The sequence below is a fragment of the Marisediminitalea sp. genome (genome assembly GCF_984433645.1).
In genome coordinates this window covers 1-19,602 of sequence record NZ_CFIDRX010000078.1, presented here as the reverse complement: position 1 = coordinate 19,602, position 19,602 = coordinate 1, and the positions used below count along the sequence as shown (strand labels likewise).

Here is a 19,602-nt window from a genome sequence, read left to right as displayed (position 1 = left end):
GCCAAACACTTACCGTATTGGTTGTTGATGATGAAAAAGCCATTGTGAACGCGCTTAAACGAGAGCTTCGTTCCTTAGACTGCCAGGTGGTGACAGCTACATCCGGTCGTAAGGCCATGTCTATCCTGCGCACTCAATCTATATCCCTGCTTATTACAGACCATAATATGCCAGAAGTCACGGGCGTGGATTTATTGCGGTTTGCTCATCAGTATTCTCCGCAAACAAAAAGCTACATGTTAAGTGGCGAGGGCGATCTTCAGGCCGCGGTTGAATTATTAAACCAGGGACTCATTACAAAGTATCTGGCTAAGCCGTGGGATCGGGTATCACTGCAACAAGAAGTGTCAGCCATTTTAAACGCGTGCAAAGCGGCGAATGACAGTCATGTTCAGGACAACGTAGCACAACAAAAAGCGATTAAGGCTGTGTCACTTCGCGATTATCAGTCTCTAATATTGATTAGGCTGATGAATATCAGTGATATTCGCTTAAGTCACGGAGAGCAGCATGCCGCAGAGCTCGAAGCCTTGCTAGAGAGCCGGATCGATAGTCTCATTACGCAAAAGCACTGCTTGCGTCTTGAACAGAGCGGTTTATTTGGTTTATACCTTGAACAAACTACAGTAGAACAAACACAAATCCTTTGCGCTCAAATCAGACAGCAGCTCCAGCGCACATTTAACGTGAACGGCAGTGCGATTTTTTGTCATGTCGGTATTGGTTTCAGAGCGCTTCGCGATTGCAGTCTGGACCACGACATTCTTATAAATAGCCTGAACGATACTATTGTCAGAGATAGTCACAGAATCAGCGTATCGCACCTGGACAACTCCACTATTTCTCAATACCAACGCCAACAGCAATTGAGTGCAGAGGTAGAGCAGGGGCTCAGAAACAAAGAGTTTAAATTAGCGTTTCAGCCCAAAGTCACCACCGAAACAGGGTTTATTCAAAGCGCTGAAATATTGCTGCGCTGGCAGCACCATAGTCTGGGCTGGGTACCGCCCTCGGAATTTGTGCGTTTAACAGAGTTAGACGGGCAAATTCAGGCCATTGGTGAATGGGTGCTGGAAAATGGATTCAAAGCGGCCAGCGAACTACGCCGGTTTAGCAGTGAGCTAAGCAGCATTGCGATCAATATATCGGCCAAGCAATTGCAGTCTACGCATATCGTTGAGTTCATCAGTGAAAAGCTGAAGCAGTATTATTTACCCCCTTCGTTTATTGAGCTGGAAATTACAGAGACGGCACTGGCCGAAAATGGTCAATACCTGGAAGAGCTATTGTGGCAACTAAAATTATTGGGCGTGAAGCTGGCCATTGACGATTTTGGTGCTGGCTTTACGTCATTTTCTTACCTATCGAAACTGCCCATCGATGTTTTAAAACTTGACCGCAGCCTGATTGTGGATGTGCATAAAGACCGGCAGAGACAGGAGTTCATCGGTAGCCTGATTGTGAGTTGCAAAAAACTGGGCATTAAAGTGGTTGCGGAAGGCGTGGAGGAAGAAGCGGAATTAGCCTGCTTGTCTTCAATGCGTTGCGACACAATTCAAGGCTTTATCTACAGTCCGGCGGTACCTCGTCAGGAATTTGAAAAATTAATGATTCGCCAACCCTTTTGTAAATAACACACCCGTTGTTGTTGTGCCCTTAGGCACTTGGCCAAAGTCATTGCACTTTGGCCTTTTTTATTTGTGCGCACTGGCAATTCTGCCGGACTTGTTTTTTACTAAATAAGCCCAATTTCATTCTTATAACGACTGACACACGTTAAAAGTAAATCGTGCGGCAATGATATGCACTGGTCAGCAAATGCGAACGTTGATCCACTGGTAACTGACCAGTTGTTCGCCGTGATACTGATGCCGTTTTTCAACATACCCGTAAATTTAAGAGAAGTTCATGACAGCACTCGCCTTAGAAAAAGTAGACGGATTACCGTTATTCTCTGCCATTACGCCAGATCAGATTAAACCAGCAGTGGAGAAAGCCATTGCCCATTGTAAAGCGACTATTGAACAGGTGGTTGCTAGCAATCAGTACACCTATAAAAACGTGGTCGACAGCATTGACGAAGCCGATGACGTGCTGAATAAAATCTGGTCGCCTGTGTCACACATGAATTCGGTGGTTAGCAGTGATGAACTGCGCAAAGCGCATGACGACTGCTTACCGTTACTCTCTGAGTATGGTACCTGGGTAGGGCAACACGAAGGCTTGTATCAGGCCTACAAATCCCTGCGCGACAGTCAGGAATACGAACAACTGGACGAGGCCCAGCGCAAGGTCATCGACAATACTTTACGCGATTTCACGTTGTCTGGTGTTGCCTTGCCCGCTGACACGAAAAAGCGTTTTGCACAGATTCAGGCGCGTCTTTCTGAACTGTCCTCCACCTTTAGCAACAACGTTATGGATGCCACCATGGGGTGGACGAAGCACGTTACCGACGAAGCAGAGCTTGCTGGGTTACCTGAGTCAGCGCTGGATGCGGCGAAACAGGCTGCGCATCAGAAAGACTTGCAGGGCTGGTTGTTTACGCTGGATATCCCCAGTTACCTGCCGGTGATGTTGTACGCCGACAACCGGGCGCTGCGCGAAGAAATGTATCGCGCCTATGCGACCCGCGCGTCTGAACAGGGGCCGAATGCCGGAAAATGGGACAATAACCCGATTATTCAGGAAACCCTGGCACTGCGTACCGAGTTAGCTTCACTGCTGGGCTTTGCCAATTACGCCGAGCGCTCAATCGCCACCAAAATGGCCTCAACCACCGAGCAGGTTGTAGGGTTCCTGCGCGATCTGGCGGCTAAATCCAAGCCGCAGGCTGAGCGTGAACTGGCTGAAGTTCGCGCCTTTGCCGCTGAAAAGCACGGTATGGATGAAATGGAAGCCTGGGATGTGCCTTATTACAGCGAAAAGTTAAAGCAGGACCGTTATTCCATTTCAGATGAAATCCTGCGTCCCTATTTCCCTGAACACAAAGCGCTTACTGGTTTGTTCACCGTGGTCGAAAAGTTATATGGGCTATCGATTAGCGAAGTGGAGAACGCCGATACCTGGCATAAAGATGTTCGCCTGTTCAGCATTACCGACAAAGACGGTACTTTACGCGGGCAGTTTTATTTAGATTTGTACGCACGACCCAAGAAGCGCGGTGGTGCCTGGATGGATGAATGCCGGGTGCGCCGGGTAAAAGCCAGCGGTGAACTACAAGCGCCGGTGGCGTACTTAACCTGTAACTTCAATGGACCAGTTGGTAACAAGCCCGCACTGTTTACCCACGACGAAGTGGTTACCCTGTTCCATGAATTCGGTCACGGTATTCACCACATGCTGACCCAAATGTCGGTACCCGGCGTATCAGGCATCAATGGTGTGCCATGGGATGCGGTAGAGCTTCCCAGTCAGTTTCTGGAAAACTGGTGCTGGCAGGAAGAAGCACTGGGCTTTATTTCAGGTCACTACGAGACCGGCGAGCCGCTGCCAAAATCCTTGTTAGACAAAATGCTGGCCGCGCGCGACTTCCAGGCCGCCATGCAAATGATTCGTCAATTGGAATTCAGTTTGTTTGATTTTATGTTGCATATGGAAGATGGCAAAACCGCCGATGTCCAGGGCGTACTAAACACGGTGCGCGATGAAGTGTCTGTTATACAGCCGCCGTCGTTTAACCGTTTCCAAACCAGCTTTGGTCATATTTTTGCGGGTGGTTATGCTGCCGGTTATTACAGTTACAAATGGGCCGAAGTCCTGTCTGCTGACGCGTTCAGCCGATTTGAAGAAGAGGGGATTTTCAACCCGCAGACTGGCGCGGACTTCCTGCACAACATTCTGGAAATGGGCGGCAGCCGCGAGCCAATGGATCTGTTTGTTGCATTTAGAGGGCGCGAGCCTCAGGTTGATGCACTCCTTCGTCATAATGGCATTCAGGCATGAGTGCAGAGAAATTTGACGCCATCTACGCCCGGGCGGCAGAACGCAAGGGCGGGGAAGCCGGATTAGAAGCCATCGTGGGGCAGCCTTTACCGGCTGCCTCCGTGGCTAAGTTAACTGATGACAGAGTACTGTCGGCCTTTACCAAAAAAGTATTCCAATCGGGTTTTGTGTGGCGGGTCATCGAACAGAAATGGCCAGACTTCGAAGACCTGTTTTTTAATTTTGATGTCGACAAAGTTTTGTTGATGTCTGACGAGATGTTAGAAACACGGGCTCAGGATAAGCGTATTGTGCGTAACCTGAAAAAGGTCATGACAATTCGCGACAATGCCATCATGTTGAAGGATATAGCGCTACAACATGGAAGCTTTGGCAAGTTTGCCGCTGACTTCACCGGCGCATCAATAATCGACCTCTGGGCGCACCTGAAAAAGCACGGCGCGCGTTTGGGCGGCAATACCGGGCCTTATGCGCTGCGCACGCTGGGTATCGATACCTTCCTGCTGAGTCGCGATGTTGAAGGGTATTTCCGTGCCCATGATTTGATCAGCGGTGGATTAACCAGTAAGCAAAGTTTAACAACCATTGCGAACACGTTTGCCGGCTGGCAAGCGCAAAGTGGCAGAAGTTTACAGGCTATCAGCCAGATCGTGTCCTACAGCTGTGGCGATAACCGCGTGTAACGCAAACCCACTCCTACTTACTATAAAAACGAAAACATATTGAGGCAGAAATGAAAAAAACCGTGAAAACACTGATAGGTGTCGCTTGTGCAGCCGGGCTGGTTGCAGCAAGCAGTAGTGCTGCATTAGCCGGCACTGCAGAGCGCTTTAAAGGTCATATGAGCCTGCTGGCTGACGACCTCCTGCAAGGCCGGGATACCGGCAGTATCGGCCATGACTTTGCATCGCTCTACATTGCCAGTGAACTGACTAAGCTGGGCATTGCGCCGGCGGGTGACGACGGCAGTTATTATCAAATGGTGCCCTTTAAGCAGGCCACTATCGATATGAAAGCGCCAGCGCTATCGGTATCCAACGGCAGTGAAACAGTTGAATTTGCGTTCATGGATAACATGCTAATGAGCGCGAATATCAACGACACAGACACCCAAGTGACCGGTGAACTGGTGTTCGCAGGCTTTGGCATCGAAGCGCCGTTTCTGAATTACACCGATTACGATGGCGTAGATTTACGCGGTAAAGTGGCGGTGATTTTATCTGACCGCCCTCATAGCTTCCCAAGCGAGGAAGGTTCGCATTTCCGCCGTCAAATTTCCCAGGCGTTAGTAAAACACGGTGCAATCGGCGCTATTGTATTGAGCACGCCAGTGTCGGAAAACGTCTTTCCTTTCGAAAAGCGTAAACTGTATGTAAGGACGCCGCGCACTCGATGGGTAGACCCCAATGGTGAAGTGTTTGGCGGTTACCCTGAGTTAAAAGCTGGCGCCACCTTGAGTGTAGAAGCTGGCAAGCAGTTATTTGAACTGGCTGGTCTGGACTTACAAACCTATTTCGACAAAGTTGAAAACGGTGAACCGGTTGAAGGACGTCCGTTGGGCCTTACCGCTACGTTTACCAGCAAAGCGAATCACACTACGACCACCAGTCCTAATGTGATTGGCATTCTGGAAGGCAGCGATCCGACACTTAAAAATGAATTTATCGTGTTGACTGCGCACAGTGACCATATTGGCGTAAGTGGCCACTCTGTGCTGAAAGATAAAATCAACAACGGCGCAATGGATAACGCCAGCGGCGTGTCTACCTTGCTTGAGATTGCCCATGCAATTAGTCACTCTGACGTGAAACCAAAACGCTCAGTTATTTTTGCCTTTGTGACGGGCGAAGAGAAGGGACTGTTGGGTTCTGAGTATTTTTCACACTATCCACCGGTGCCAGTGCAAAGCATGGTGGCGAACGTCAATTTAGACATGCCTATCTTAACGTATCGTACTGACGAGATGATTGCCTTTGGTGCCTCGCACAGCTCACTGGAAAAGCCGGTTCGTGAAGCCTTGTTAAAACATGAGATCAAGCTGATAGACGATCCTATGCCGGAACAGGCCATTTTTGTACGAAGTGACCAATATAGCCTCGTGAAGCAAGGCGTACCGGCGGTGTATTTGGTACCGGGCATGGACAACAAAGAAGAAAACGCGATTGGCATGCCTGCGTCTGACTTTTTGAAAAAGCACTATCACATGCCGTCCGACGACCTGAACCTGCCTATTGATTATGAATGGGCGGCAAAGTTTGTGGATATTAACTTTGAAATCGTGATGAGCCTGGCTAATGGTAAGCAGACCCCAAGCTGGAATGAAGACAGCTTCTTTGCCACCTTCAAACAAGCTCAGGATGGTAAGCAGTAGCGGTTTTGGGTACACTGGCAAGCAGAAATTTATTGCCAGTTCAGGCTTTAGCGCACCGGAGAATCTGAAAACGGTGCGCTAAGCATTAACAGAAGAAGTCAGCCATGCAAGAGCAACAATCCTCTCCATCCGCATCCGATCAAACTGAAAGCGGTGCGGAACAGTCTACCCATTTTGGTTTTCGTCAGGTAGAGCGTTCAAAAAAAGCGTCTTTGGTTGCCGGTGTCTTTGACTCTGTCGCCGCAAAATACGACATGATGAACGACCTGATGTCGATGGGCGTACACCGCTTGTGGAAGCGCTACACCATTGATTGCAGCGGTATTAAGCCAGGTCAAAAAGTCCTGGATCTCGCTGGTGGTACGGGCGATTTGGCCGCTAAATTCTCGCGTTTAGTTGGCCCTACAGGGCATGTCGTGTTGGCGGACATTAACCACTCAATGTTGTCGGTTGGCCGTGATAAATTACGCGACAAAGGCGTGGTAGGGAACGTTGATTACGTGCAGGCCAATGCAGAAGCGTTACCGTTTCCTGATAACCATTTCGATTTGGTGACCATGGCATTCGGGCTTCGAAATGTAACCGACAAAGACAAAGCACTGGCGTCGATTTTCCGCGTATTGAAACCGGGAGGCCGCTTGCTGGTGCTGGAATTTTCCAAACCGACCAACGACATGCTGTCAAAAACTTATGACTGGTATTCATTCAACATTCTGCCGACCATGGGCCAGATTGTGGCGAACGATAAAGAGAGTTATCAGTATTTGGCCGAGTCGATTCGCATGCATCCGGATCAGGATACGCTAAAAGGCATGTTCGAAAATGCCGGCTTTGAGCGTTGTGATTATCACAACCTGACAGGTGGTATTGTGGCACTGCACCGCGGGTACAAGTTTTAATGCCCACGGTACCGCTTCTCACCGCCGCAGCTGAAGCGCTTGCTAACAAGCTGTTAGCACTCGACCCTGACGCTAAGCAAAGCCTTAAACGGCTGCAAGGCAAGCGCCTGGTGATCAATCTGACCGATGTAAATCAGCGCATAGCGCTGGCAATTTCCGAACAGGTCGATGTACTGGCTTTGCAGGAATTACCAGAAGGTGACGACCTCACCTGTGTGGTGACCACTCGCCTGGCAGTATTGCCAAAACTCAAAGAAGCCAGCCAGCTAACCCAATTAATCAAAGCGGGCGAGTTGGAGGTGTCTGGAGAATTGGCTATCGCACAGCAGTTTTCCTCGGTAATAAACTCACTGGATATTGACTGGGAAGAGCAGCTTGCTCTGCACACAGGTGATGTGATTGCCAATCAGGTGTTTTCCATTGCACGGTCGGTAGGTCAACAACTAAAGCGCTTCGGTGATAAGTCGTCGCTGATTGTTGGCAGTGCGCTGACCGATGAAAAGCAGTTGGCAGCGCATAAACTGGCCGTATTACATTTTTCCGATGAGGTAAGTCGTTTGCGCGATGATGCCGAACGTCTCGAATCCCGCTTGTCGCGCCTGGAGTCCAAGCAGTCTTAAATTATGCGTATTCTTCGTCTTTATCACATTAACAAAGTACTGCTGGAACACGGACTGGATGAATTGATCCCCGGACGCTGGCTGCCCTGGTACGTCCGGTTCTTGCGCCATTGTATATTCTGGATCCCCAATCGTCACAAAGACAAAAGCGCTGGCGCGCGCATCATGCTGGCGTTGCAGGCACTGGGCCCGGTATTTATTAAGTTTGGCCAGATGCTGTCTACCCGCAGAGACTTGTTGCCCCCACATATTGCCAACGAACTTGCCTTGCTGCAGGACAGGGTTGCCCCGTTTGATACCGAGCGAGCTCAGCACATTATTCGCCAGTCATTGCAGGTAACGTCGCTGGATGAAGTGTTTAGCGAGTTCGATACCACGCCACTGGCCTCCGCTTCCATAGCACAAGTGCACGCGGCTAAATTGAAAGATGGCGATATTGATGTCGTTGTGAAAGTGCTTCGCCCCGATATTCGCAAGACCATTGTGGCCGACACCGAACTGATGATGACGCTGGCTAAGGTGCTGCAAAAGTGGTTACCCGATGGCAAACGCCTGCGTCCGGTGGAAGTCGTCAAAGAGTACGAAAAAACCATCGTTGATGAACTGGACCTTACCCGCGAGGCTGCCAACGGCATGCAGCTTGGGCGTAACTTTGAAGGCTCAGAAGCCCTGTACGTACCCACTATTTACAGTGATTACTGTCGCGCAAACGTGCTGGTAATGGAGCGCATTTACGGCATCCCGATTTCCAATATCGAAGCGCTCATTGAGCAGAACACCAATTTACGGATCCTTGCTGAACGTGGCGTAGAGGTGTTTTTTACACAGGTATTCCGTGACAGCTTCTTCCATGCAGACATGCATCCGGGAAATATCTTTGTTAGCCGCGAACATCCTGATAACCCGCAGTACATCGCCATTGATTTTGGTATTGTGGGCACGCTGAATCAGGAAGATAAGCGATACCTGGCAGAAAACTTTATTGCATTCTTTAACCGCGATTACCGCAAAGTAGCGCAACTCCACGCTGACTCTGGCTGGGTGCCATCAGACACCAATATCGATGAGTTTGAAGTGGCCATCCGCACTGTGTGCGAACCTATTTTTCAGAAGCCTTTGGCAGAGATCTCTTTTGGCAATGTGCTGGTTCAGTTGTTTAATACGGCGCGTAGATTTAACATGGTGGTGCAGCCTCAACTTGTGTTACTACAAAAAACATTGCTGTACGTTGAGGGGCTGGGTCGTCAGCTTTATCCGCAACTCGATCTGTGGCAAACCGCTAAGCCGTTTTTAGAAAACTGGTTACGCGAACAAATTGGTGTGAAAGCCATGTTCACCAAAGTCAAAGCAAACCTGCCGTTCTGGAGCGAGAAGCTGCCGGAAATGCCTGATTTGCTTTACGACACACTCAAGCAGGTCAAGCGCTTCCCTGAGAAACAGCAGCAAGCAAACCTGGCGCTTTTGCAACAACATGCACGGGCGCAAAAAGCGCTGCACTGTAGCATTGTGGGTGCGACCCTGGTTATTGTGAGTGCCATCGTGCCATTATACGACGTACACTGGACGGTTCCGGCTTGTATCGGCTTAACTGGTATGATGTGTTGGTTTGCGGCCTGGTGGAAGGGCCGAAAAGCCCCGGAGTAAGCGGCTTTTTACATGTCAGCGAGATTAATTTTTTATTAAATCTAAAGACTTTTCGCAATTTTTGTATCAATTTGCTCAGTGTGTGGTTATAGTGGTTATGTTCTTTAAATAGTTGTGCTTTCGTTGGTTTATTAACGTCGCGCAGATATAAACATCGACTTAAACCTCGATGCTGTTAAACCTGTTGTTAGTTTTGCCGTGAGTCACCCTATTTAAAAGCAAGTCCGTGCAATTTAGCACAAAGGTTTTACAGAGTTTTTTTGAGGTTTTCATGTCTAAAGTAACTGGTACCGTTAAGTGGTTTAACGCAGAAAAAGGTTATGGCTTTTTAACGCAAGACGACGGCGGTAAAGACGTATTCGTACATTTCCGCGCAATCGTATCTGACGGATACAAGACCCTTGCAGAAGGTCAAAAGGTTCAATTCGAAGTTGAACAAGGCCAAAAAGGTCTTCAAGCGGCTAACGTAACAGCCCTTTAATGATTTTACGGCTCCCGGCGTTGTCGGGAGCTCGTTTTATCTCCTGAAGACAGGTTCCCTGTTTCAGTCCTTACACGTATTACTGCTTCGCAGTGGTAGGTGCAGCGTTTTTGATACCCATCACTCGAACCCTTTTGAGAGATTGTATGTATCGATACCTCCTAAGTTTCCTGCTATTTATTTCTACACTCACCATTGCTCAGACTGACATCCCAACTGACCAGGTCGTTACTATTGCTGGCAAGTCCTTCCTGAAATCGAATTTCGAACAACCCGCTAAAAAAGACAAACAGGATGAGGAAAACAATCAGCTTCGTCAGGATATTTTTTACTTTAGTCAGGTCAACGCGTTTGTGCTGCGAACACTGGTTGAAGACTACGCTGAACACAATCAGATAACACCCAAGCCGGAACATGTTGAAGGCTTTAAGCAAGCTTACGCGAGCGCAGGGTTGTCAGAAGAAAAACTGGCCTCACTGGCTAACTTTAACGCGCTGCGATTTGCGACAGATAAACACATGTACGAACAGCTTGGCGGCAGAGTCGTGTTTGATCAGGGACACCCTAAAATGCCTATTGAGGCTTATTCAAAACTGCTGATGGCTTACAAACAGTCGGGGCGCTTGGTATTTCATGAACAAAAGTACGAGTCCCTGTTTTGGAAAAGCCTTGAGCGTCCTGACGCGCTGGAAATACCTCCTCAGAACGTCAAGTACGATTCACCATGGTGGATGAGTGTCGCGCGCTAGCAAGGCTGCCAGTCAGGCGTCAGGTCGCAGGGCAATTGAGAAAAAAGCGGCGTTGAGAAGTAACGCTCGGCACCGTCGGCCGCAATAGCAACAATTTTCTTACCCCGGTAAGCTGGTTGCCTGGCAAGCGATAGCGCAACCGATAGGGTCGCGCCGCTTGAGATGCCAACGGCTATCCCTTCTTTTCTGGCTGCCCGACGCGCGGTATCGAGTGCAGCGTCATCAGTTACCGTCAGTACCTTATCGATAAAACGCTTATCCAGCAAAGGCGGAATTAAACCTGGGTGAACGCCAGGGATACCGTGTGAGCCTGCTTTGCCTTCACTAAGTAACGGGCAGTTGCTGGGTTCTGCTATCACAATTTCTATTGAAGCGTCCTGCTGTTTTAAAAAGCGACCAATACCCGTGGCAGTGCCGCCTGTGCCCATTCCGGTGACGACAACATCAATATCTTCACCCATGTCCTGCCATATTTCGCGGGCAGTACTTCTGGCGTGTTCGGCAGCATTGACCGGGTTAGCAAACTGGTCCATCGATACCGCGCCTTCAACCGTTTTTAATAGTGTTTCCGCTACTGCCATGGCCCCGGGCATCCCGTCTGTTTCAGACGTGAGCACCAGGTTCGCCCCGTAAAAACGAATCAACTGCTGGCGCTCTTTAGACATATGTTCAGGCATCACTATGGTTACCGGAACCTGATGAATGGCCCCTAACCACGCACAAGCTACACCGCTGTTGCCCGAAGTCGCTTCAATGACGTTTAGCTTAGCGTGCTGGTGGGTATTCAAAATATGCTCGAACATGGCTTTTGCCGCACGATCTTTGATTGAGCCTGCCGGGTTGAAATACTCAAGTTTGGCAAACACCTGTCCTAACGTGCCTTCTTCATTGCACAAACGTTGTAACTGGAGCATAGGGGTATTGCCAATGGTTTCGGTAATGCATTGCACCACGCGTTGACGTGGCGCAACGCGGTGTGGAAAGGAAAGCGTATTATTCATGCAGCTGGTTCTGGCAATTAAACATAACACCAGTATCGCAACATCGGTCGAAATTAATTGCTAACAAATTCAGATAATGTCACTATTTTTAAAAATTAATTCTACTTAATGACGTTAAATTGAAAAATATTACTCTTGATTCGGTTGATAAGGAGATTTTAAGTCTCCTTCAAGCCGATTCTGATATTGCGATACAAGATATTGCGGAAAAAGTGGGTTTAACCGCCACGCCTTGTTGGCGTCGCATTCAGCGTTTGCAAGAGCAAGGGCTTATACAACGACGCGTTGCGTTACTCGACGCCCAGTCGCTTGGGTTAAATCTCACAGTGTTTGTGCAGGTAAAAGCCGCGCGGCATGACGACAAATGGTTAACGCAATTTGCTGAACATTGCAGTGCGTTTGAAGAAGTCGTGGAGTTTTACCGCATGTCTGGTGAATACGACTATCTGCTGAAAGTGATGGTGGCGGACATGCAGCGTTTCGATCACTTTTACAAACGCCTTATCAAAGGGGTGAATTTAGGAGATGTCACGTCCAGTTTTGCCATGGAACAAATTAAATACACCACGTCACTGCCTTTAAACCAAATGTAACTAATAAAAAACAGGAGACAACTATGGCCGCCAATCCCTACTGGCAGGACTTACTCATGCTCGACACGCAACTTTCTGATGAAGAACGCATGTTGCGGGACACTGCCCATCAGTTTTGCCAGGAGACGCTGCAACCTGGTATTTTACAGGCTAACAGAGAGGGTAAGTTTGACCCGGCTATTATGCGCCAGTTTGGCGAAATTGGCATGCTGGGCTCAACCATTGATGGTTATGGGTGTGCCGGGTTGAGTTATATAGGTTACGGACTGATTGCAAGGGAAGTCGAGCGGGTAGACAGTGGCTACCGCAGTGCCATGAGTGTGCAGTCTTCACTGGTGATGCATCCTATCAATAAGTTTGGTAGCGAAGCGCAAAAGCAGAAGTTTTTACCGGGTCTGGCGACCGGTGAGTTGATTGGTTGTTTTGGGTTAACCGAACCCGACGCCGGGTCTGATCCCGCCGGGATGAAAACCCGTGCGGTAAAAGTGGAAGGTGGATACAAGCTCACTGGCAGCAAAATGTGGATCACCAACTCGCCGCTTGCCGACGTGATGGTGGTATGGGCAAAAAATACTGACATGGATAACGCGATATGCGGCTTTTTGCTTGAGCGCGGAATGTCTGGCTTAAGCACGCCAGAAATCCATGGCAAGCTATCGTTAAAAGCGTCGATTACCGGTGAAATTGTCATGGATAACGTGTTTGTGCCCGAAGAGAACATGTTACCTGGCGTATCCGGTTTAAAAGGCCCATTCAGTTGTTTAAACATGGCACGTTACGGTATTGCATGGGGCGCAATGGGCGCGGCTGAGTTTTGCTGGCATGCAGCAAGACAATACGGATTAGAGCGTACGCAGTTTGGTAAGCCTCTGGCCCAAACACAACTGTTTCAAACCAAGTTGGCTGACATGCAAACTGAAATTGCACTGGGGCTGCAAGCGGCTTACCGGGTAGGGCAGTTAATTGACAGTGGCGACTACGACCCTGCTATGATTTCTCTGATTAAACGTAACAACTGCGGCAAAGCGCTCGATATAGCTCGCAAGTCTCGCGACATGCATGGCGGTAACGGTATTGCCGACGAGTTTCACATTATGCGTCACATGATCAACCTCGAAACAGTGAATACGTACGAAGGTACTTATGATATTCATGGTTTGATTCTGGGGCGCGCGCAAACCGGCTTACAAGCCTTTTTCTAATTGTAATACAAGGACGTGAAATGAATCTTAACCAGGTAACGCTGCCCGTCACCAATATGCCGGAAGCGGTGGCGTTTTACTTAAAGCTGGGATTTACTTTAATTGTAGATACTCCCCATTACGCTCGTTTTTCCTGTCCTGAAGGTGACGCCACGTTTTCGTTGTCATTAAGCGAAGACTGCGGCTCGCAGCAGGCTGTGATTTACTTTGAGCATGAGCAACTCGATGAATGGGTAGAACAACTGCAAACCAAAGGCGTGGAGTTTGAGCAACTCCCCAAAACTGAGCGGTATCTATGGCGCGAAGCTGTTGTTCTTGACCCTTCAGGGAACAAAATAAAACTGTATTGGGCCGGTGAGAACCGATTAAATCCGCCCTGGCGGGTTAATGTAACGGAGTAGCGAGGCGGGGGGACTCTCCCTTAGGTGCAGAATTGAATAAACACACTCCCCGCTAACTTCCACAACAATAAGAGAGTAACGCTGTCGCGACGTTTCTAGCTAACTCAATTCGGTCATGGAGTAGTTCCCCGGTAAACCCGGGTATGACTCAACGTGAATCTCACTCTGGTCCACTGCACTTTACAACTAGTATGCGTGGCTGAGGGGCGAATCTTAGCCAATAGCATTACCGAGAAGCTGGTGTACTGGACTAATATAGTACTCAGCGTTTAATGAAACGGTGTCTTCAATACCACTGAATTCATCCCGTACACTACGGCCTAGGCTGCTAAGCTAAGGTAGCTACCTTCACCCAAAGCGGTATAGTACTTCGTTACCAACGTAGTAAAATCGAAATCCTCGTTGGTACGAAATGAGGCCCAGTATAATCTTTGCCAGCAAGTGGATAAACATAATCTACACTAAAATCAGACTTGTCGGCATCAAACAGTTCCTCCGCATCATCATAGGCATTGCTGTAAACAGAGATTTTAAAGTCCTGGGTAATAAAGTGACCGACCCCAACGGATGCAGAATCAGTGTTGCCAACTGACGTAGACACGGATATCACCCAGTCATTCTTTATGTATTCTCCACCTAAACTCTGGCTATCAGCCTGGTCAGAAAATGATACCTAAGTAGCGATATAACTTTGTTGATTCATTTAAGTAATCAAGCGCTTCCAATTTATGCACTAACATTCTCCGTAAATACTTGAGCATTTATTGAAAGTTGTAATAGGCGCGTAGTGACCAGGTTGCTGGAGCCGCGACGAACCCATAAATGGTGTCGGCGCCGAAGGTGCCGGAAAGCGGACTATTACCCGAATAGGTCACAAACTTTTCGTCGGTGATGTTTCTGCCCAACAGTTCAATACCCCAATCAGTAAACTCAATAGCAATATTCAGATCCACGCGACCGATGGCGTCCTGTTCGAACATCGGATCAAGATTCTGATGGGTATTTTGTTTCGAGGAATAGTTGTAGTTCAGATTGATATGCAGTACCGAGTCTGCCGTTAAATCAGCATAGTAGTCCACATTGGTATTGGCACTAAATTCAGGGACGTACTGTCCGGTTAACCCGTTATAACTGCACAATCCGGTCTCTTCATTGTAACGGGCTGCCATGTCAGGATTGGCAGTATCAAACTGCTGTCGGTAATAGCAGTTTCCCTCTTCGTAATTCGTGAATTCATGATCCAGATAGGCGCCAGAATACGAAAAGGTTAGATCTTCGGTAATTGCGAAAGATCCCTCAACCTCTATCCCTTGCATTTCGGCATCAGCATTACCCACTACAAAACCAAGTGTTCCATCGAACTGACTGACCTGAAGACCTTCATAATCGGTTGCAAACGCGGTCACATTAAGTTTCGCCCGCTTCTTCCAGAAGGTGCTTTTCATACCAAGTTCATACGCCGTAGCTTGCTCATCTTCAAATTCAAATGAGCTGACCGTATTTGCGCGGGCATCAAACCCACCAGCCTTTGAACCTTTTGACCAGCTCGCATAGAGCATCACATCGTCATTAAGGTAATGCTGAATATTGATACTAGGATCAAAGGCGGTTTCCGACCTTTCGCCAGTTAAGTAGTGGCCACTGGTTTGTTCGCTTTCGATAGCAAATAGGCCATTGAGTACCAAAGGTGAAACCGGGTTAGTCGTAGGAACACCGGTGCTTGTGTCGTTCACATTAATTGTGCGGAAACCCTCTTTTTCTTCCCTGGACAAACGGGCACCTAGTGTTACCTGAGTCACATCGGTGACTTTATAGGTCAGCTGTGCAAACGCTGACAATGCATCGGTGTCCTGGGTGAAGTCACGTCTGGCACTAATGCCAGATAATGCCTCACCTTGTGCGGCACTGCCAGTAAGCGCGAATACCGCGGTGGGTAGCACGCCAAGGTCAGTTTGCCCAATGTCCGCTGTAGGCAGCACAATGGCATCAGTAAATACTAACTCGCTGGTTTGATAAAATACGCCGGCTTGCCAGAAAAAACGATTGGCAGAATCCGAGGCAACTCTGAACTCCTGACTAAGCTGTTTATAATCCTCATCCATTGGCACAGTAAAAATATTGGCCCCGAGATAGTCGCAGTCACAGATATCCTGAAAATCGTACTGAAGTGATGCGGTTCTTGACTCGAACTCCAGCTCTCCCAACATCCCTTTTACTTCAAAGGTTAGATTCTGCGAACTATTGAAACTACTGTCGCCATTACTGACCCGGGAATAATCATGATTAGTTTCAGGGAGTGCTTCAGGCAGACCAAAGCCAGCAGCCAACGTTGCCCCAAATGGATTACCCGGGTTACCTTCATCCTGCAAAATTTCAATTTGGCGACCTACGGTTTCAAAGTCGTTGTTCTCGTATTTAAAGTGCAAGCTCCAGTCGCTATTTAAATTGTAAAGCAGCTTTGCCCTTATCGTCTGATCTTTACGATTAGGCTCAGAGCGATTAAGCGTGACATTGTCGATATAGCCCTCTTCTTCGTAATGACGCACTGACAAACGTCCATAAAGGTTATCGCCCCAAAGCGCCCCGTTAATGACCCCCTGATATTCCCTGATTCCAAACTCCCCTACCTGGGCAAACAATCGTCCACTGGTATATTCATCTACCGAAGCTGTGGTGAAATTAAGCGCTCCACCAATGGCATTTTTACCAAACAAAATACTTTGTGGGCCGCGCAGCACCTCAGCTCTTTCCATATCGAAAAATGGCGCTCGACTCAGTTGCTGCCTGGCATAAGAAACACCATCCACAAATTGAACAACGGATTGTTCAAACCCCTGGTTGTTACCAGAGCCAATACCACGGATGAATAACTGGGTGCTAAGCCCTGATTCTGCCAGATTAAGGTTTGGCACATACAATTGCAGATCTTCGATTTTATCAATAGACGCTCGCTCCAACTGCGCAGCACCAAATGCTTGCACGGAAATAGGTACGTCCTGAATATTTTGCACCCTGCGTTGTGAAGTGACTTCGATTAATTCAACCTGAGGGGTGTCACTAGACTCCGAACCCTTACCCGCCCCATTCGGCAAGCTTTCCTGAGACAAGGCACTAACTGACACTCCATACAGAGCTAACGATATTACAGTTGATAAACGACATAATTTCATAGCGAATTCTCCACGACACAGTTGTTTTTATTAATGTTTATGCGTATTCCAAGGGCATGTCGACTCTCCGCCATCTTTGCATGGTGGGTTGTCGATTCACATAAAGGTAACATTTGAATAACAAGATGGCTGTGTTATAACTGGCCATTCTTAATGTGGAAAACGGACAACGTCGGTCGGTTAAGAGCAGTTTCTGGTGGTCGAAGGTGACAAATAAATCGTTAGATTGCGGCAAAGAAATCCGCATAAGTGCGCAAAAATTGCATTTTATTCAAAAGTCGCTGGCAGATATTGGTATTGGTTCTGACCCGTATTTAGAATCTCTGCTGGCAAATCTTAATCCAACTGACGAACATAAACAGACCGTGGTCTTTCAGGACCTGCTAACGCTCTACACTAGGCTATCAAAAATCGACATTCCGGCTATCGGGCTCAGGATAGGTAGCCGTATATCCTGTGGTGACTATGGTTTATATGGCTGCACGCTATTGTGTAAAAGGACTTTGGCAGATGCCCTGTTTTTCTCAATCAAATACCATACGCTGGTTACCCGTACCACCCGCCTTTACCTTGAGCCTCCAAGAGACGGAAAGCGGATTTACGGGTGTTCAGATATTCTGTTTGTCCCTGAGATAAAAAGTTTTAACCTGGAAATGCAAATTGCCATCAATCTGACGTTGATTCGAGAAGTACTTGGAAACCCTGATTTTTCACCTGTGAGAGTGAGTTTTGAATTTTGCAGACCATCTTACTTTGAACAACTAGAGGATTTTGTAGGGTGTGAAGTTAGGTACGGGCAGGAGAGTACATTTATTGAGTTACTCGAAGAGGATCTCACCAAATCTCCACTAAAATCTAATCCGCTGGCAGTACCACTTTTGCTGCAAATGTGTGAACAACACATCCCCGATTTTGCTCACGAAGATGAAATTGTTGAGCGGGTTTACAACTGGGTGTCGAAAAACATCCACAATGAACTAAAAATAGATCGCATCGCTCAGGAATTGTTTGTTTCTGAGCGCACGTTAAGGCGAAAACTCTCGGAACAAGGCACGTCCTTTTCAACAATTTGCGCCACAGTAAAGCAAAGTTTTGCTAAACAGTATATCCGAGAAACCCAGCTATCGTTCGACGATATCGCTCAATCACTTGGGTTCAACGATACGTCCAATTTCCGGCACGCGTTTAAGGGCTGGACGGGTATGACTCCTAGTGAATTCAGAAATAAAGCGTAGTTAACTGTTAAAGTTGAGTACTCGGAAGTGAATGCCGATAAGTTCAGCATTCAACGGATAGATTTTTGACGTTTACAGGACAAACTTTTGCCACTGTTGCTCCAGCATATTACAAATGAAAACGCAGGTGCTCACTGCAAGCAGTGACGATTTATCTAAGTCAAATAGGGTAATAATCGCCAATCCACAGGCAACTGAAAACAAAACACTACCTGCTATTTTCTTCAGCAATATGGTTTGACGCGTATTCTTCAATGTATCTTCCTAAAAGGTCCTGAAGTAAACATTTCATTAAACAGTATGATTGGCATAATGAAATGAAACTACTGACTGCGAGATCAGAATGTTGTGCTGTTAGATTGTGATGTTTCCTGGGGAAAGTTCGTAGGTCCCGGGTCACGGCCCCGGTTCATGGCCCCGGGTCAAGCCCGGGGTGACGGAGTAGTTGGGAGTGCGGCGTTTTTATCGTGCCATTACTGGCTCTTTTTCAGTTCAAATACCGACTCGACGGGTACATTAAAATGCTCGGCAATTTTGAGCGCAATCACCACTGAAGGGGTGAAGCGGCCAGTTTCGACAGTACTTATGGTCTTTCTGGACACACCAATAGCGGTAGCCAGGTCCTGTTGAGACATCTTATGTTGCAGGCGTAACTTGTGAATGTGGTTGTCTAATTCTTCATTCATCGTTGTCGCTACCCTGAAGTTTTACTAGTACAACAATGCCGTGCAGTAAAAAGCTCAGTGACAGCACTATCTGCGCTAGGCCTAACAGCGCATTTTCGCCTGCCAGGTCATAAAACCACTGGCTATCGCCGAAAACAACCAACATCATTAAGCCAATCGACATCACCATAAACGCCAGACGAATACTCAGTGACGATACGTAATCGGTATATTCATCTGAAAATTGCATTGTCCAGAATGCTTTGGTGTGAAATTGCCCTTTGTAGGACCAGCTTTTTATTGCAAAGCAAATAAGACTAATCAGGCAGACCAGCAATGTTCCTTCGAATATCCAATGAAAAATACCGTCGTTAAATACATTGGCATCCTCTACCGTTAACAGCCCCCAAAAGCAGGCGAGTGCAATGCTGCATTTACCGGTTAGGTTGAGGTAAAGCTGTTCTTTTTCTGCGATCGATAATGTGTTTACTTGCGTTGCTGTCATGATGTCATTCCTTTTTTGACCGTGGGTACGGAACTCGTTAGTGAGTTGATACCCTAAATTACCAAATGTAACCTGTAGGTATCTATTGTTACCTTTGGGTATCACGGATGGCAAGTACTTT

At 47.7% G+C, this 19,602-nt stretch carries 19 protein-coding genes; 14 read left to right on the top strand and 5 right to left on the bottom strand.

The genetic code is table 11. The annotated features are described in order from the left end of the window. The 9 genes from AC4MRN_RS11475 to AC4MRN_RS11435 form a co-directional block, all read left to right on the top strand. A partial coding sequence (locus AC4MRN_RS11475) for an EAL domain-containing protein (RefSeq protein WP_491203352.1) occupies positions 1–1,634 on the top strand: 1,634 nt, incomplete at its 5' end. Positions 1,635–1,908: 274 nt separating this feature from the next. Next, the gene (gene prlC / locus AC4MRN_RS11470) at positions 1,909–3,945 is read left to right on the top strand and encodes an oligopeptidase A (RefSeq protein ID WP_490404086.1); all 2,037 of its coding nucleotides are present in this window, start codon (positions 1,909–1,911) and stop codon (positions 3,943–3,945) included. Then, positions 3,942–4,628 carry a DNA-3-methyladenine glycosylase I gene (locus AC4MRN_RS11465; protein WP_491203351.1) on the top strand — a complete coding sequence of 229 codons (687 nt, stop codon included), beginning with the start codon at positions 3,942–3,944 and terminating at the stop codon, positions 4,626–4,628. Before prlC ends, AC4MRN_RS11465 begins: the two co-directional genes overlap by 4 nt. A 50-nt stretch (positions 4,629–4,678) precedes the next feature. Beyond that, on the top strand, positions 4,679–6,316 hold the full coding sequence (locus tag AC4MRN_RS11460) for a M28 family metallopeptidase (protein WP_491203350.1): 1,638 nt from the start codon (positions 4,679–4,681) through the stop codon (positions 6,314–6,316). A gap of 104 nt (positions 6,317–6,420) precedes the next feature. Next, on the top strand, positions 6,421–7,215 hold the full coding sequence (ubiE, locus tag AC4MRN_RS11455; protein ID WP_073320691.1) for a bifunctional demethylmenaquinone methyltransferase/2-methoxy-6-polyprenyl-1,4-benzoquinol methylase UbiE: 795 nt from the start codon (positions 6,421–6,423) through the stop codon (positions 7,213–7,215). Beyond that, entirely contained in the window at positions 7,215–7,835 is a 621-nt protein-coding gene (locus AC4MRN_RS11450; RefSeq protein WP_490403543.1) for a ubiquinone biosynthesis accessory factor UbiJ, read from the top strand. Before ubiE ends, AC4MRN_RS11450 begins: the two co-directional genes overlap by 1 nt. Before the next feature lie 3 nt (positions 7,836–7,838). Then, a complete protein-coding gene (ubiB, locus tag AC4MRN_RS11445) occupies positions 7,839–9,479 on the top strand; it encodes a ubiquinone biosynthesis regulatory protein kinase UbiB (RefSeq protein ID WP_491203349.1) in 1,641 nt (546 codons plus the stop codon). A gap of 271 nt (positions 9,480–9,750) precedes the next feature. After that, entirely contained in the window at positions 9,751–9,960 is a 210-nt protein-coding gene (gene cspE, locus AC4MRN_RS11440) for a transcription antiterminator/RNA stability regulator CspE (RefSeq protein ID WP_073321127.1), read from the top strand. Between the two features lie 146 nt (positions 9,961–10,106). Continuing rightward, positions 10,107–10,709, top strand: a complete 603-nt coding sequence (locus AC4MRN_RS11435; RefSeq protein WP_491203348.1) for a hypothetical protein — start codon at positions 10,107–10,109, stop codon at positions 10,707–10,709. Here the strand turns inward: AC4MRN_RS11435 and AC4MRN_RS11430 are convergent. After that, on the bottom strand, positions 10,706–11,710 hold the full coding sequence (locus tag AC4MRN_RS11430; protein WP_370240205.1) for a PLP-dependent cysteine synthase family protein: 1,005 nt from the start codon (positions 11,708–11,710) through the stop codon (positions 10,706–10,708). The two genes, AC4MRN_RS11435 and AC4MRN_RS11430, sit on opposite strands and share 4 nt — an antisense overlap. Before the next feature lie 119 nt (positions 11,711–11,829). Between AC4MRN_RS11430 and AC4MRN_RS11425 the strand changes: the two genes are divergently transcribed. The 3 genes from AC4MRN_RS11425 to AC4MRN_RS11415 are packed head-to-tail and all read left to right on the top strand — an operon-like array spanning position 11,830 to position 13,906. Then, the gene (locus AC4MRN_RS11425) at positions 11,830–12,303 is read left to right on the top strand and encodes an Lrp/AsnC family transcriptional regulator (protein WP_370240206.1); all 474 of its coding nucleotides are present in this window, start codon (positions 11,830–11,832) and stop codon (positions 12,301–12,303) included. Between the two features lie 23 nt (positions 12,304–12,326). Beyond that, positions 12,327–13,505 (top strand): acyl-CoA dehydrogenase, encoded by a 1,179-nt coding sequence (locus tag AC4MRN_RS11420; RefSeq protein ID WP_491203347.1) that lies wholly within the window; start codon positions 12,327–12,329, stop codon positions 13,503–13,505. Between the two features lie 20 nt (positions 13,506–13,525). After that, complete coding sequence (locus AC4MRN_RS11415; RefSeq protein WP_491203346.1) at positions 13,526–13,906, top strand: VOC family protein; 381 nt, start codon at positions 13,526–13,528, stop codon at positions 13,904–13,906. Between the two features lie 373 nt (positions 13,907–14,279). On the opposite strand, the gene AC4MRN_RS11410 is transcribed toward AC4MRN_RS11415, so the two are convergent. Together AC4MRN_RS11410 and AC4MRN_RS11405 are read right to left on the bottom strand one after the other, a co-directional pair. Continuing rightward, positions 14,280–14,507 carry a hypothetical protein gene (locus AC4MRN_RS11410; RefSeq protein ID WP_491203345.1) on the bottom strand — a complete coding sequence of 76 codons (228 nt, stop codon included), beginning with the start codon at positions 14,505–14,507 and terminating at the stop codon, positions 14,280–14,282. 160 nt (positions 14,508–14,667) lie between these two features. Further along, a complete protein-coding gene (locus tag AC4MRN_RS11405) occupies positions 14,668–17,076 on the bottom strand; it encodes a TonB-dependent receptor (protein ID WP_491203344.1) in 2,409 nt (802 codons plus the stop codon). Between AC4MRN_RS11405 and AC4MRN_RS11400 the strand changes: the two genes are divergently transcribed. Together AC4MRN_RS11400 and AC4MRN_RS11395 are read left to right on the top strand one after the other, a co-directional pair. After that, a complete protein-coding gene (locus tag AC4MRN_RS11400; protein ID WP_370164328.1) occupies positions 17,048–17,110 on the top strand; it encodes a hypothetical protein in 63 nt (20 codons plus the stop codon). The genes AC4MRN_RS11405 and AC4MRN_RS11400 overlap by 29 nt on opposite strands. Positions 17,111–17,282: 172 nt before the next feature. Next, positions 17,283–18,311 (top strand): AraC family transcriptional regulator, encoded by a 1,029-nt coding sequence (locus AC4MRN_RS11395; protein ID WP_491203343.1) that lies wholly within the window; start codon positions 17,283–17,285, stop codon positions 18,309–18,311. Between the two features lie 473 nt (positions 18,312–18,784). On the opposite strand, the gene AC4MRN_RS11390 is transcribed toward AC4MRN_RS11395, so the two are convergent. After that, positions 18,785–18,997 carry a helix-turn-helix transcriptional regulator gene (locus AC4MRN_RS11390; protein ID WP_491203342.1) on the bottom strand — a complete coding sequence of 71 codons (213 nt, stop codon included), beginning with the start codon at positions 18,995–18,997 and terminating at the stop codon, positions 18,785–18,787. Then, a complete protein-coding gene (locus AC4MRN_RS11385) occupies positions 18,990–19,481 on the bottom strand; it encodes a hypothetical protein (RefSeq protein WP_491203341.1) in 492 nt (163 codons plus the stop codon). Before AC4MRN_RS11385 ends, AC4MRN_RS11390 begins: the two co-directional genes overlap by 8 nt. Positions 19,482–19,602 lie beyond the last annotated feature (121 nt).

Coding starts and splice junctions, on each gene's coding strand:
- AC4MRN_RS11405 (WP_491203344.1), bottom strand. CDS start 17,076: ATGAAATTATGTCGTTTATCAACTGTAATATCGTTAGCTCTGTATGGA.
- AC4MRN_RS11460 (WP_491203350.1), top strand. CDS start 4,679: ATGAAAAAAACCGTGAAAACACTGATAGGTGTCGCTTGTGCAGCCGGG.
- prlC (WP_490404086.1), top strand. CDS start 1,909: ATGACAGCACTCGCCTTAGAAAAAGTAGACGGATTACCGTTATTCTCT.
- ubiE (WP_073320691.1), top strand. CDS start 6,421: ATGCAAGAGCAACAATCCTCTCCATCCGCATCCGATCAAACTGAAAGC.
- AC4MRN_RS11450 (WP_490403543.1), top strand. CDS start 7,215: ATGCCCACGGTACCGCTTCTCACCGCCGCAGCTGAAGCGCTTGCTAAC.
- AC4MRN_RS11430 (WP_370240205.1), bottom strand. CDS start 11,710: ATGAATAATACGCTTTCCTTTCCACACCGCGTTGCGCCACGTCAACGC.
- ubiB (WP_491203349.1), top strand. CDS start 7,839: ATGCGTATTCTTCGTCTTTATCACATTAACAAAGTACTGCTGGAACAC.
- AC4MRN_RS11465 (WP_491203351.1), top strand. CDS start 3,942: ATGAGTGCAGAGAAATTTGACGCCATCTACGCCCGGGCGGCAGAACGC.
- AC4MRN_RS11385 (WP_491203341.1), bottom strand. CDS start 19,481: ATGACAGCAACGCAAGTAAACACATTATCGATCGCAGAAAAAGAACAG.
- AC4MRN_RS11435 (WP_491203348.1), top strand. CDS start 10,107: ATGTATCGATACCTCCTAAGTTTCCTGCTATTTATTTCTACACTCACC.
- AC4MRN_RS11415 (WP_491203346.1), top strand. CDS start 13,526: ATGAATCTTAACCAGGTAACGCTGCCCGTCACCAATATGCCGGAAGCG.
- AC4MRN_RS11390 (WP_491203342.1), bottom strand. CDS start 18,997: ATGAATGAAGAATTAGACAACCACATTCACAAGTTACGCCTGCAACAT.
- cspE (WP_073321127.1), top strand. CDS start 9,751: ATGTCTAAAGTAACTGGTACCGTTAAGTGGTTTAACGCAGAAAAAGGT.
- AC4MRN_RS11420 (WP_491203347.1), top strand. CDS start 12,327: ATGGCCGCCAATCCCTACTGGCAGGACTTACTCATGCTCGACACGCAA.